The organism is Knoellia koreensis, from assembly GCF_013041615.1.
GTDB lineage: Bacteria > Actinomycetota > Actinomycetes > Actinomycetales > Dermatophilaceae > Pedococcus > Pedococcus koreensis.
In genome coordinates, this window is record NZ_JABEPQ010000002.1 from 87,806 (window position 1) to 100,276 (window position 12,471).

Annotated in this window: 13 protein-coding genes; 7 read left to right on the forward strand and 6 right to left on the reverse strand. The window is 70.7% G+C overall.

The genetic code is table 11. The annotated features are described in order from the left end of the window. Nucleotides 1–75 precede the first annotated feature (75 nt). Nucleotides 76–750, reverse strand: a complete 675-nt coding sequence (gene trmB, locus HJG52_RS08770) for a tRNA (guanosine(46)-N7)-methyltransferase TrmB (protein WP_346767646.1) — start codon at nucleotides 748–750, stop codon at nucleotides 76–78. A gap of 178 nt (nucleotides 751–928) precedes the next feature. Between trmB and HJG52_RS08775 the strand changes: the two genes are divergently transcribed. Beyond that, a complete protein-coding gene (locus HJG52_RS08775; RefSeq protein ID WP_171243250.1) occupies nucleotides 929–1,132 on the forward strand; it encodes an antitoxin in 204 nt (67 codons plus the stop codon). Between the two features lie 62 nt (nucleotides 1,133–1,194). Then, nucleotides 1,195–1,698, forward strand: coding sequence for a DUF4395 domain-containing protein (locus tag HJG52_RS08780; RefSeq protein WP_171243251.1), 504 nt, complete (start codon nucleotides 1,195–1,197; stop codon nucleotides 1,696–1,698). A 56-nt stretch (nucleotides 1,699–1,754) separates the two neighbouring features. Here the strand turns inward: HJG52_RS08780 and fgd are convergent, their stop codons facing one another. The 4 genes from fgd to HJG52_RS08800 all read right to left on the reverse strand — a co-directional run bounded on the left by fgd (nucleotide 1,755) and on the right by HJG52_RS08800 (nucleotide 5,215). Next, nucleotides 1,755–2,783, reverse strand: a complete 1,029-nt coding sequence (fgd, locus tag HJG52_RS08785) for a glucose-6-phosphate dehydrogenase (coenzyme-F420) (RefSeq protein WP_171243252.1) — start codon at nucleotides 2,781–2,783, stop codon at nucleotides 1,755–1,757. A 137-nt stretch (nucleotides 2,784–2,920) separates the two neighbouring features. Beyond that, a complete protein-coding gene (locus HJG52_RS08790; RefSeq protein ID WP_171243253.1) occupies nucleotides 2,921–4,024 on the reverse strand; it encodes a SpoIIE family protein phosphatase in 1,104 nt (367 codons plus the stop codon). Between the two features lie 128 nt (nucleotides 4,025–4,152). Then, nucleotides 4,153–4,620: a ribose-5-phosphate isomerase gene (locus HJG52_RS08795; RefSeq protein WP_171243254.1), complete on the reverse strand. Its 468-nt coding sequence runs from the start codon at nucleotides 4,618–4,620 to the stop codon at nucleotides 4,153–4,155. 1 nt (nucleotide 4,621) lies between these two features. Continuing rightward, complete coding sequence (locus HJG52_RS08800) at nucleotides 4,622–5,215, reverse strand: mycothiol-dependent nitroreductase Rv2466c family protein (RefSeq protein ID WP_171244064.1); 594 nt, start codon at nucleotides 5,213–5,215, stop codon at nucleotides 4,622–4,624. A 116-nt stretch (nucleotides 5,216–5,331) separates the two neighbouring features. Between HJG52_RS08800 and pepN the strand changes: the two genes are divergently transcribed. Genes pepN through HJG52_RS08815 form a run of 3 tightly spaced genes read left to right on the forward strand, consistent with a single transcriptional unit; the run spans nucleotide 5,332 to nucleotide 9,258 of the window. Beyond that, the gene (pepN, locus tag HJG52_RS08805; protein ID WP_171243255.1) at nucleotides 5,332–7,893 is read left to right on the forward strand and encodes an aminopeptidase N; all 2,562 of its coding nucleotides are present in this window, start codon (nucleotides 5,332–5,334) and stop codon (nucleotides 7,891–7,893) included. Continuing rightward, a complete protein-coding gene (locus HJG52_RS08810; RefSeq protein ID WP_171243256.1) occupies nucleotides 7,886–8,863 on the forward strand; it encodes a mechanosensitive ion channel family protein in 978 nt (325 codons plus the stop codon). Before pepN ends, HJG52_RS08810 begins: the two co-directional genes overlap by 8 nt. Nucleotides 8,864–8,865: 2 nt before the next feature. Beyond that, on the forward strand, nucleotides 8,866–9,258 hold the full coding sequence (locus tag HJG52_RS08815; protein WP_171244065.1) for a globin: 393 nt from the start codon (nucleotides 8,866–8,868) through the stop codon (nucleotides 9,256–9,258). 147 nt (nucleotides 9,259–9,405) lie between these two features. Here HJG52_RS08815 and HJG52_RS08820 read toward each other — a convergent pair whose 3' ends face one another. Beyond that, entirely contained in the window at nucleotides 9,406–9,957 is a 552-nt protein-coding gene (locus HJG52_RS08820; RefSeq protein ID WP_171243257.1) for an acyl-CoA thioesterase, read from the reverse strand. 60 nt (nucleotides 9,958–10,017) lie between these two features. Between HJG52_RS08820 and HJG52_RS08825 the strand changes: the two genes are divergently transcribed. Continuing rightward, nucleotides 10,018–10,647 carry a TetR/AcrR family transcriptional regulator gene (locus tag HJG52_RS08825; protein ID WP_171243258.1) on the forward strand — a complete coding sequence of 210 codons (630 nt, stop codon included), beginning with the start codon at nucleotides 10,018–10,020 and terminating at the stop codon, nucleotides 10,645–10,647. Between the two features lie 46 nt (nucleotides 10,648–10,693). Further along, nucleotides 10,694–12,397 (forward strand): glycoside hydrolase family 13 protein, encoded by a 1,704-nt coding sequence (locus HJG52_RS08830; RefSeq protein WP_346767647.1) that lies wholly within the window; start codon nucleotides 10,694–10,696, stop codon nucleotides 12,395–12,397. Nucleotides 12,398–12,471 lie beyond the last annotated feature (74 nt).

Consider the following 12,471-nt stretch of genomic DNA (forward strand, 5'->3'; position numbering starts at 1 on the left):
CACCGAGCCGGATCTCAGGGGCCGTATGCCGCGTGACCGGCAACGAGTCGCCGGCACCTTCAGTGGGTGCTGGGCCTAGTCGGCGAGGGTGGCGCGGAACTCGGTGATGGAGCGGCCTGCCGCGAGCCCCTTGGCCTCGAACCCGTCGGTCGGTCGCCAGGGCGGCCGCTCCCCCTCGGTGACGACGAACCGGGGGTGCGCCGCGAGCACGTCACGCGCGTGCGCGGCATACAGGGCGTGGTCGGTGGCGACGAGGAGGTGACCACCCGGCACAAGCCGCGAGGCCAGCAGGTCGAGGGTGTAGGCAGAGACGAACCGGCGCTTGGCGTGCTTCGCCTTGGGCCACGGGTCGGGGAAGAAGAGGTGCACCGCGGCGAAGGTCGACGGCGCGACGCGGTCGCGCAGCAGGGCAACCGCGTCGCCCTGGTGCAGCCACAGGTTCGTGACGCCACGCCGGTCGGCCGCGGCGAGCATCCGCGCGAGCGCGGGCGTGAAGACGTCGACGGCGAGCAGGTCGTGGTCGGGGTGCTCCTCGGCATACGCGAGGGCGGCGGCACCGTGCCCACACCCGATCTCGAGCACGACCGGCGCCTCCCGGCCGAACGCCTCGACCGGCACCAGTGGCCCCTGTGGGATCTCGTGCCGCGGGAAGTACTCGGCAATCCGCTCGCGGGTCAGCGGCGACACGCGGCCCCGCCGTGCGGCGAAGCTGCGCACGTGGCCGCTGTCGTTGACCCCTGCCGCTCTCACGGGCCCAGCGTAGGGGGCGCGTTGCAGGTGCCTGACGCCGGTGGCCGGGTCCGGGCGCAAATGTGAAGGTACGACAAACCATGACATTCATCGCTCGACGGTCGCCGTGCCTGCCCCTACTGTGGGCGGCGGCGGGCCGTCCGGCCCGTGCACCTTCAGAGGAGAGGACGCTTCTTCGATGAGCATGTTCGACAACATGAAGGACAAGGCGACGGACGCCGTCGACAGCCAGGGGGACAAGATCGGCGACGGCGTCGACAAGGCTGGCGACTTCGTCGACGAGAAGACCGGCGGCAAGTACGCCGACCAGATCGACCAGGGCCAGGACCGGGCCAAGGACGGGCTCGACGGCCTCGACGGCCAGGACGACGACATCAACTGACGTCCCCCGTCCACGAAGGACATCACTACTTAATCTCGCGTTATGTGATCCATAATCGGTCCATGCACATCTCGCGGTTCCCCACCATCGTCGACGACGTCACCGTGCGCCTCATCGCCGCAGTCGTCCTGGTCGTGGGCGTGGTCGCCCTGGTGACCCAGCAGTGGTGGCTGTATGCCGTGTTGGCGGTGGACTTCGTCCTGCGGACCGGGTGGGGGCCGTCGGCCAGCCCGGTGGCCCGGTTCGTCGGGCGGTTCGTGCGGCCACGGGTCGGAGCCGCGCCGAGGTACACCGCCGGTCCCCCGAAACGCTTCGCCGCGGCCATCGGCGCCGTGCTGACGGTCGCCGCTACTGTGCTCTGGCTGGCCGGAGCCACCCTGCCGGTGGTCCTGATCGGGGTCGTGATGGTGGTCTTCCCGGCGCTCGAGGCGGTCTTCGGGCTGTGCGTGGGGTGCCAGGTTTTCAGCCTGCTGATGCGTCTCGGCGTCATCCCTGAGTCGGTCTGTGTCGAGTGCGCCGACATCAGCCGGCGCGCCAAGGCCCGCAACGAGGGCATCCCCGCCTAACAGGGTCCGGTTTCCGACCGGTTCGAGGTAGTCGAGTACCACTTCCCGGTCGCGGACTACCTCGAACCAGCGGGCACCCCTGGCTCCAGCTCCCGCAGCCGCGGCAGCAGGTCGGCCGAGAACTGCTCGAGGAACCTGCGCTGGTCGGCGCCGGGACCGTGGAACACCAGGTGGTTGAGACCCGCATCGACGTACTGCTTGATCTGCTCGACGGCGTCGTCCGGGTCGGAGGCGACGATCCAGCGCTTGGCCACCTGCTCGATGGGCAGCTCGTCGGCGAGCGCCTCCATCTCCTCGGCGGAGTCGACGCTGTGCTTCTGCTCGGGGGTCAGCGACAGGGGCGCCCAGAACCGGCAGTTCTCGAGGGCAGCCTTCGGGTCGCGGTCGTACGAGAGCTTGACCTCGATCATGCGGTCGACGGTGCCGGGCGCGCGGCCCCGCGCCTCCTCCCCCTCCACCACGGCGGGCATGAGCTTGTCGGTGTAGAGGTCCATGCCCTTGCCCGAGGTGCAGATGACCCCGTCACCCATGCGGCCGGCATACTTGGCGACCTGCGGTCCGCCGGCGGCGATGTAGATCGGCACGGGCTCGGCCGGCCGGTCGTAGATGTTGGCACCGACCAGCGTGTAGTAGTCGCCCTCGAAGTCGACCGAGTCCTCGGTCCACAGCTTGCGGATCAGGCGCACCGACTCGCGCAGCCGGGCGAAGCGCTCCTTGAAGTCCGGCCACTCCCGGCCCGACACGGCCACCTCGTTGAGCGCCTCACCCGTGCCGGCCCCGAGGATGACGCGGCCACCGGTGAGCAGCGCGTTCGTGGCGAACGCCTGCGCGACCACGGCCGGGTTGTAGCGGAAGGTCGGGGTGAGGACGCTCGTGCCGATCTTCACCCGCGAGGTGTGCTCGCCCACCGCGGTCATCCAGGACAGGGCGAACGGGGCGTGACCACCCTGGTGGCGCCACGGGAGGAAGTGGTCCGAGGTCCAGACGCTGTCGAGGCCGAGCTCCTCGGCCAGCACCGCGTAGTCGACGAGGTCACGCGGACCGAACTGCTCCGCGGACGCCTTGTACCCGATCGTCAGTGGCATGGGCCCAGCCTTGCACGGATGCCGGACGCCGACGCCGACGCTGGTGCATCCGTGGCTCAGCCACCGCGGCGCAGCCACCGCAGCACACGCTCGGGCGCACGCGCGCGCTCACACCCGCGAGCCCGGGCCCCAGGGGCTCAGCGGCGCCAGACGAGGACGGCGGCGCGGTCGTCGGTCTCGCCCGCGCGCGCGGCGGCGCACATCTTGGCGGCCATGCCGACGAAGCCGCGGGAGATCTCGCGCTCGGCCGTGCCGAGCATCCGGTCGATGCCGTCGCGCAGGTCGCGGTTGCGCACCTCGATGACACCGTCGGTGTACAGCAGCAGCGCGTCGCCGCGCCCGAGCCGGCCACGCAGGCGCGGGAACGGGACGCCGTCGGCGACGCCGAGCACGGGTCCCTCCTCGCCCTCGAGCACCTCCCACCGGCCGGACCCGGCGTTGAACCGCACCGCCGGCGGGTGGCCGGCCGACCCCACGCTGAACTCGCCCGTCGCGAGGTTGATCATCGCGTGCGCGGCGGTGGCGAAGCCCTCGTCCCATGCCTGGCGCAGCAGGTAGGAGTTCGCGGCGGGGAGGAAGTCGTTCACGGGCATCGAACCGAGCAGCCCACCGAATGCCCCCGACAGCAGCAGCGACCGGGTGCCGGCGCCGATGCCCTTGCCGGACACGTCGACCAGCGCCAGCTCGAGCCGGTCGCCGGTGCGCGAGGTGACGAGGAAGTCACCGGAGAAGGAGTCGCCGTAGGCCGACATGACCGCCTGCTCGGCTCCCCAGTCCGGGGGCAGCTCGGGCAGCTCGCCCTGGGTGCGGAGCCGGTCGCGCAGGTCGACGAGCATCGTCTCCCCGAGGTTTCCCTGCACCCCGAGCCGGGCGCGCGACGCGGCGACCCAGAACATCAGGACCATCGTCACGACCAGGATGCCGTAGGCCACCCACAGCGTCGCGGGAGCCGTCTGCGTCTCCATCCGGCTCACCATGGTCACGGCCGCCGTGGCCAGGACCGCCACGTCGGCGACGACGAGCAGCCGCGGTGACAGGAACAGTCCCGCCACGACGCCCAGCAGCAGGTAGCTCGAGAACGACACCGACGCCCACAGCAGGGTCGCCCAGCACAGCAGCCCTGCCGCGGCCAGCACGAGCAGGAACGTCTGCACGTTCCCCCACCGGGCATACCGACCGCGCAGTCGGCTGAGACCGGACACGGCGGAGCTGCGTACGAGCACCGTCTTGTCGACGTCCACGGAAAACCAGGTCCTTCGGCAAGGCGGGCCCGCCAGGCGCCCGCGCTGTGTCGGCGGCGGGTCGGCCCTCTCCAACCCGCGGTCAGCCTAGTGCCGCGCCATCCCGGTGCGCGGCGATTTCCACAGAATCAGGGCACGTCGGGCAGCGACCCGTCCTGCTCGAACGCCTCGACCATGGCGATCCGCCGGGCGTGCCGCGGAGCCTGCGAGAACGGCGTCGCGAGGAACGTGCGCACGATCTCCTTGGCCAGCTCGGTGGCGGTGAAGCGGGCACCGATCGAGACGACCTGGGCGTTGTTGTGCTCGCGGGCCAGCTGGGCGAGCTCGGTGTCGTAGGCGAGGGCGGCGCGGATGCCGGCAACCTTGTTGGCCGCCATCTGCTCGCCGTTGCCCGACCCCCCGAGCACCACGCCGAGCGACTGGGGGTCGGCCGCCACCGCCTGCGCGGCGCGCAGCACGAAGACCGGGTAGTCGTCCTCGGCGTCGTAGGCGTGCGGCCCGTGGTTGGTCACTTCGTGCCCCTCCGCCTCGAGGAACGTGACCAGCTCACCGAGGAGCTCGTATGCCGCGTGGTCGCCGCCGATGTGGACGCGCATCTCAGTCTTCCTCGTCGAAGATGGGGCCCTGGGTGCGGGTGCGCTTGAGCTCGTAGAAGCCCGGCGTGCCCGCGACGAGCAGGCACCCGTCCCAGAGCTTGCCCGCCGCCTCACCCTTGGGTGCGGGGGTCACGACCGGACCGAAGAAGGCGACGCCCTCGACGGCCACGACGGGGGTGCCGACCTCGTCACCGACCAGGTCGATGGCGCGCTGGTGGCTGGCTCGGAGCAGGTCGTCGACCTCGTCGGAGTCGGCGTAGCGCGCGAGGTCGAGCGGCAGCCCGACCTCCTCCAGCGCCGGCTCGATGACCTTGGCGTAGTCCTTCTCACCACCGAGGTGGATCCGCGTGCCCATGGCGTCGTAGAGCGGCTTGATGACCTCGTCGCCGTGCTCGCGCGCGGCTGCGGTGATGACCCGGACGGGCCCCCATCCGCGGTCCATCATCGCCCGATAGTCCTCGGGCAGGTCGCGTCCCTCGTTGAGGACGGACAGGCTCATCACCGACCACGTGACGTCGACGGGGCGGACCTTCTCCACCTCCATCAGCCACCGGGACGTCATCCAGGCCCAGGGGCACAGGGGGTCGAACCACATCTCGGCGTGGCTGCGGGGGGCTCCTGACTGCTCGCTCACGGGCCCATCCTTGCATGCGAGGATGGACGCCGATCCCCGCCCACCAGGCACCCCACGACACGAGCAGGAGCACCCCCTTGCCCGGCACCAACCTGACGCGTGACGAGGCCGCCGCGCGCGCCACCCTCGTGACCGTCGACCACTACGACGTCGCCCTCGACCTGACGACCTCGGACACGACGTTCCGCACCACCACGACGGTGACCTTCGACAGCGCACGTCCGGGCGAGGCCACGTTCATCGACCTGATCGCACCGTCGGTCGAGGCGATCACCCTCAACGGCGAGCCGCTCGACCCGGCCGCGCATGTCGCCGACGGGCGCATAACCCTCCCGACCACCGCCGAGCGCAACACGCTCACGGTCGACGCGACCGCGGCATACATGAACACCGGCGAGGGGCTGCACCGGTTCGTCGACCCGGTCGACCAGGAGGTCTACCTCTACTCCCAGTTCGAGGTCGCGGACGCGCGGCGCATGTTCGCCGTCTTCGAGCAGCCCGACCTCAAGGCGACGTTCTCGTTCACCGTGACCGCGCCCGACCACTGGCAGGTCGTCTCCAACTCCCCCACCCCGGAGCCGGTGCCGGTGCGCGAGGGCGTCGCCCGCTGGGAGTTCGCCCCGACACCGACGATGTCGTGCTACATCACCGCGCTCGTCGCCGGCCCGTATGCCGTGGTGCGCGACGAGGTGCAGACGCGCAAGGGTGTCGTGCCGCTCGGCATCTTCTGCCGCAAGTCGCTGCTCGACCACCTCGACGCCGACAACGTGTTCGACTGCACCAAAAGGGGATTCGCGTTCTTCGAGGAGGAGTTCGACAGCGAGTACCCGTTCGAGAAGTACGACCAGCTGTTCACGCCCGAGTACAACATGGGCGCGATGGAGAACGCCGGCGCCGTCACCATCAACGAGATCTACATCTTCCGCGCCAAGGTGACCGAGGCGTTGGTCGAGCGGCGGGCCCTGACCCTGCTGCACGAGCTGGCGCACATGTGGTTCGGCAACCTCGTGACGATGAAGTGGTGGAACGACCTGTGGCTCAACGAGTCGTTCGCCGAGTGGTCGTCCTCGACCTGCCAGGCCGAGGCCACCCAGTGGACCGACGCGTGGACCACCTTCGGCATCTCGGAGAAGGCCTGGGCCTACCGCCAGGACCAGCTCTCCTCGACCCACCCGATCGTCGCGCCGATCCGTGACCTGCAGGACGTCGAGGTCAACTTCGACGGCATCACGTACGCCAAGGGCGCCTCGGTGCTCAAGCAGCTCGTCGCCTACGTCGGCCGCGACGCGTTCCGGGACGGGCTGCGGGCCTACTTCCGCAAGCACGCCTGGGGCAACACGACCCTGGGCGACCTGCTGTCCGAGCTGGAGCAGACCTCGGGCCGCGACCTGGGCACGTGGTCCAAGCTCTGGCTCGAGACAGCCGGCGTCAACACGTTGCGTCCCGTCGTCGAGACCGACGACCAGGGCCTCGTCTCCTCCGCAGTGATCGAGCAGACCCACGCCGAGGACTACCCGACGCTGCGACCGCACCGGCTCGCGGTGGGGCTCTACGACGTGCAGGACGTCGACGGCGCCGACCGCCTCGTGCGCACCGACCGGTTCGAGCTCGACGCCGACGGGGAGTCCACCGACCTCCCGCAGCTCATCGGCCGACCGGCGCCGGACCTGGTGCTCGTCAACGACGACGACCTGGCCTACGCCAAGATCCGGCTCGACCAGCGCTCGCTGGCCACCGCGCTGGACCACCCGCGCGGTTTCGTCGACAGCCTGCCGCGAGCGCTGGTGCTCGGCGCCGCGTGGGACATGACCCGCGACGCCGAGATGCGGTCCCGCGACTACGTCGACCTGGTGCTGGCGTCGCTGCCGGGCGAGGACAACTCGACGATGCTGCGTACCGTCCTGGTCCAGCTGCGCACGACCCTGGAGATGTACGTCGCACCCGATGCCCGCGCCGAGGTCACCGCCGACGCGACCACGCGGCTGCGGGCGCTCGTCGAGTCCGCCGCGCCGGGCAGTGACGCCCAGTTCCAGCTGCTGACGGCGTATGCCGCGTTGCAGCCCGGCGGCGACCACGCCACCTGGCTGCGTGGCCTGCTCGAGGGCACCGAGAAGCTCGACGGGCTCGAGGTCGACACCGAGCTGCGGTGGACCCTGCTCATCGCCCTCGCCCGGGTCGGGGCGGCCACGGTCGCCGAGGTCGATGCCGAGCACGAGCGCGACGCCACCGCCACGGGTCGCGAGCGCGCCGCCCAGGCCAAGGCGTCGATGCCCACCGCCGAGGCGAAGGCCGACGCGTGGCGGGCGGGCGTCGAGGAGGACGGCCTGCCGAACTCGGTGCTCCAGGCCGTCGCGACCGGCTTCGGCACGGCCCTCGACCGCACGCTGCTCGAGCCCTATGTCGAGAAGTACCACGCGATGCTGGACACGGTGCAGGACAAGGGATCCCACGCGCTGGTGGAGATCATCGTCACCGGCTTCTACCCCATGCCCCTCGCCGACCAGCGGTTGCTCGACGCCACCCAGCAGTGGCTCGACAGCCACCCGGACGCACCGGCCGCGCTGCGCCGCCTCGTCGTGGAGAACCGTGACCCGGTCGCGCGCGCCCTGCGGGCCCAGGCCAGGGATGCCGATGCCTGACCGGCTCACCAGCGTGCTCGCCGACCTGAGCCCGGAGAAGGTCTGGGACTGGTTCAACGGCGCGCCGCTCAAGATCGTCATCACCCTCGTGGTGGCCTTCGCGCTGCGCTTCGTCCTGCAGCGGCTCATCGGGCGCATGGTCAAGGTGACGCTCGCGCGGGCCGACGCGCGGCGGGCGCAGGAGCCCGGTCGGGCGCGGCGCGCGCTCGCGCAGGCGGCCGGCATACTCCACGAACGTCACCGTCAGCGCACGCTCACCATGGCCTCGCTGCTGCGCAGCATCACCACGGTCGTCATTGCGCTGATCACGATCCTCACGATCATGGCGATCCTCGGCATCCCGCTCGCGCCGCTGCTGGCGTCGGCGGGTGTCGGTGGTGTCGCGCTCGGTTTCGGCGCGCAGAGCCTCGTCAAGGACTTCCTCTCCGGCATCTTCATGATCCTCGAGGACCAGTACGGCGTGGGCGACATCATCGACACCGGCGAGGCGACCGGCACGGTCGAGGAGGTGACCCTGCGGGTGACCCGGCTGCGCGACGCCCAGGGCGTGGTCTGGTACATCCGCAACGGTGAGATCATCCGGATCGGCAACAAGAGCCAGGGCTGGTCGACCGCGATCGTCGACATCCCGGTCGCCTACAGCGAGAACCTCGAGAAGGTCATCCCGCTCATCCGCGAGGTGGTCCACGACATCGACGAGGAACCGCAGTGGCAGGACAAGCTGCTCGAGGAGCCGCAGGTGATGGGCGTCGAGTCGATGACCGGCAACGTCGTGACCATCCGGGTGCTGGCCAAGACCGCACCCGAGCAGCAGTACGGCGTCTCGCGTGAGATCCGCGAGCGGGTCAAGGCGGCGTTCGACGAGCACGGGATCAAGGCGCCGGTGGTGAGCCCGTTCGGGCCGATGCCGGGCGCGAGTGGGTCGAGTGGCGCGAGCGGGGCGGGCGCCCCGGGAGGGACAAAGCCGTGAGTATGCCGGGTGGCGGCCAGAGCTTCTACGACCAGGTCGGCGGGCACGAGACGTTCGTCAAGCTGGTGCACGAGTTCTACGTCGGCGTGGCGGGCGACCCCGCGCTGCGGGCGCTCTACCCCGAGGATGACCTCGGCCCGGCCGAGGTGCGACTGCGGATGTTCCTCGAGCAGTACTGGGGTGGCCCGACGACGTACTCGCAGGAGCGCGGGCACCCGCGACTGCGGATGCGGCACCACCCGTTCAAGGTGACGCCGGCGCAGCGCGACCGGTGGCTGCACCACATGATGGCGGCGGTCGACACGCTCGGGCTGGCGCCCGCCGACGACCTCATTCTGCGTGACTACCTCGAGCGGGCCGCGCACTCGCTGGTCAACTCCCTCGAGGACGAGTAGCCCGCGCCCGCTGCTCACGGTGCAGGCGTCGGCGGCACGTGCATTCCTGTCCGTTTCGGCACGAATGCACGTTCGGCGGCCCACCCGAGGTGCATTCGTGACAGGTACGCCACGTCTCCACGTGCGCGCCGTCGGCCGCGGCCTTGGTCAGGACCAGGTGCTGGGGGCGGTGGCCTTCGCGGACGGGAGGCGACTGCCCTGAGCCCAGTCGTCGAACCACGCCGGCAGCTCACCTGCAGGCTCCCCGTCCACGCCGAGCAGCTCGCGCAGCTCGTCGGTGCCGACTCCTCCGCCGCTGCGCCGCAGGAACCGGGCCCGCACCCAGGCCCGCGCGTAGATCTCGCCGCCGACGACGAACCGCTGCTCCATGACGGCGGTGTTGTCGTCGTAGCCGGCGATGCGGGTCTCCAGGTCGTAGCGCTGCCCGAGCTCGAGGGACTTGCGGTAGGTGATGGTCTGCTGGACGACCACCGGGTAGAGACCGGCCCGCGTGATGAGCGGAGCCATCCCGCTGCGCAGCATGAAGTCGACGCGACCGAGGTCCATGAGGGAGAGGTAGACGCCGTTGTTCATGTGCCGTAGCACGTCGAGGTCGCTGAGCCGCACCCGCATCGGGGTCACGCACACGTCGGTGACCTCGAGTCGGCTGCGCCGCGACACGGTGAGCCGGAGCCAGAGCAGCCGCAGCAGGTGGTTCATCGCACGTCCTCGGGGTTGTTACCTAACAGTTGTTAGGTAACAGATGTTAGGCTGCCGGGTATGCCGCGGTCAACCACCCGCACGAACGTCGCCTCCGCGCCCCGCGGCGTCGGTCCGGCGCTGCGCGACCACCTCGTCGACACCACCATCACGCTCATCGACGAGTCGGAGGACGAGTCGCGAATCTCGTTGCGCGCCATGGCCAGAGCGGCCGGTGTAGCCGCACCTTCGATCTACCCGCACTTCCCCGACCGGGATGCCCTGCTCGCCGCTGCGATGGACCGCAGCTGGGAGCAGCTGCTCGACGAGATCGTGGCCGCGGCCACCGCCGCCCGAACCCCGCGCAGCCGGCTGCTGCGCGGCTGCCGGGCCTACGTCGCCTTCGCCCAGCGGCACCCGTTGCGCTACTCGCTCATGACACGCAGCACCACTGCCTCCCCCGCGGCCCGCCGCGCCCTCGAGCTCCTGACCACGAGCCTCACCCTCACCTGCGACGACAAGGCTCCACGCGGCATACCCATCAGTCGGGGCGCCGCCGCGCTCTCCACCGCCCTCCACGGCCTGGCCAGCATGCACAGGTCGGACGCCCCGTCGCTGTGGCTCGGCGGGTTCACCCAGGCGCAGGTGCTCGAGACCGTCGTCGACGCCGCCATCACCGCAACCGCCAAGGTCCATCTACCAAGACGGTGACTTCCGGGTTTCGCGCAGGCAGCCTCATGGGGAACGATGGGTCCTCGTGACTGCTCCGCTCACCACCCACCTCATCCACCCCGCCGACTCCGCCGACGCCGCCTGGTGGCGCCACGCGGTGATCTACCAGATCTACCCGCGCTCGTGGTCCGACGCGTCCGGCGACGGCATCGGCGACCTGCCCGGCATCACCGCCCGGCTCCAGCACCTGAAGGACCTGGGCGTCGACGCCGTGTGGTTCTCGCCCTTCTACACCTCGCCGCAGGCCGACGCGGGCTACGACGTCGCCGACTACCGCGACATCGACCACCTCTTCGGCAGCCTCGCGGACGCCGACGCGATGGTCGCGAAGATCCACGAGCTCGGCCTCAAGGTGATCGTCGACCTCGTGCCCAACCACACCTCCGACGAGCACGCGTGGTTCAAGGCGGCGCTCGCGGCCGGCCCCGGCTCCCCCGAGCGCGACCGCTACATGTTCCGCGACGGCAAGGGCGCCGATGGTAGCGAGCCGCCGAACGACTGGAACTCCGTCTTCGGCGGCCCCGGCTGGACCCGCGTAACCGAGGCAGACGGCAGCCTCGGCCAGTGGTACCTCCACCTCTTCGACACCAAGCAGCCGGACCTCAACTGGGACAACGAGGAGGTGCGCGCCGAGTTCGAGGCGATCCTGCGCTTCTGGCTCGACCGCGGCATCGACGGGTTCCGGGTCGACGTGGCCCACGGCCTCGTCAAGGAGCCCGGCCTGCCCGACTACGACGCCGAGCTGCACATCCTCGACGGCGAGATCAAGGACGGCTCGCCGCGCCCGCCCATGTGGGACCAGGACGGTGTCCACGAGGTCTACCGCGCCTGGCGCAAGGTGCTCGACAGCTACGGCCAGCCCGACCGCATCCTGTGCGCCGAGGCGTGGGTGCGTCCGCAGGAGCGCGCGGTCCGCTACGTGCGCCCCGACGAGATGCACCAGGCGTTCAACTTCGACTTCCTCCAGACGCAGTGGCGCGCCGCCGACCTGCGCGAGGTCATCCAGTCCTCGCTCGAGGCGGCCGACTCGGTGGGCGCGCCCTCGACCTGGGTGCTGTCCAACCACGACGTCGTGCGGCACGCGTCGCGGCTCGGCCTGCCGGTCGGCGAGCGCCGCCCCAACGGCATCGGCCCGGACGACCCGCAGCCCGACCGCGAGCTCGGCCTGCGCCGGGCCCGCGCCGCGACGACGCTGATGCTGTCCCTGCCGGGTGGCGCCTACCTCTACCAGGGTGAGGAGCTCGGCCTGCCGGACTCGACCGACATGCCGGCGAAGTACCGCCAGGACCCGACGTTCATCCGCACCAAGGGCAAGGAGATCGGCCGCGACGGCTGCCGTGTGCCGATCCCGTGGGAGAAGGACGCTCCGTCGTTCGGGTTCGGGCCGGGCGCCGAGACGTGGCTGCCCCAGCCGGAGGTCTACGGCGAGTATGCCGTCGACCAGCAGGTGGGCGTCGAGGGTTCGACGCTCGAGCTCTACCGGACGGTGCTGCGGTTGCGCCACGAGCGCCAGCTCGGCACCGGCGGGCTCCAGGAGTTCGAGGGCCTCGGCGACGACGTCGTCGCGCTCGTCAACACCGGTCAGGGCGAGGACACCCTCGTCGTCGCCAACCTCGGTGCCGAGCCGGTTGCCCTGCCCGAGGGTGCCGAGGTGCTGGTGGCGTCTGGTGAGCTGACCGACGACGGCCAGGTGCCGACCGACACGACCGTCTGGGCGCGCCTGGCCTGACGCGGGGCCTCCGCAGCGAAACGGGGGTTGCGTGCATGAAACGGGCAGTATTTCCCCCCGTTTCATGTGAGCAA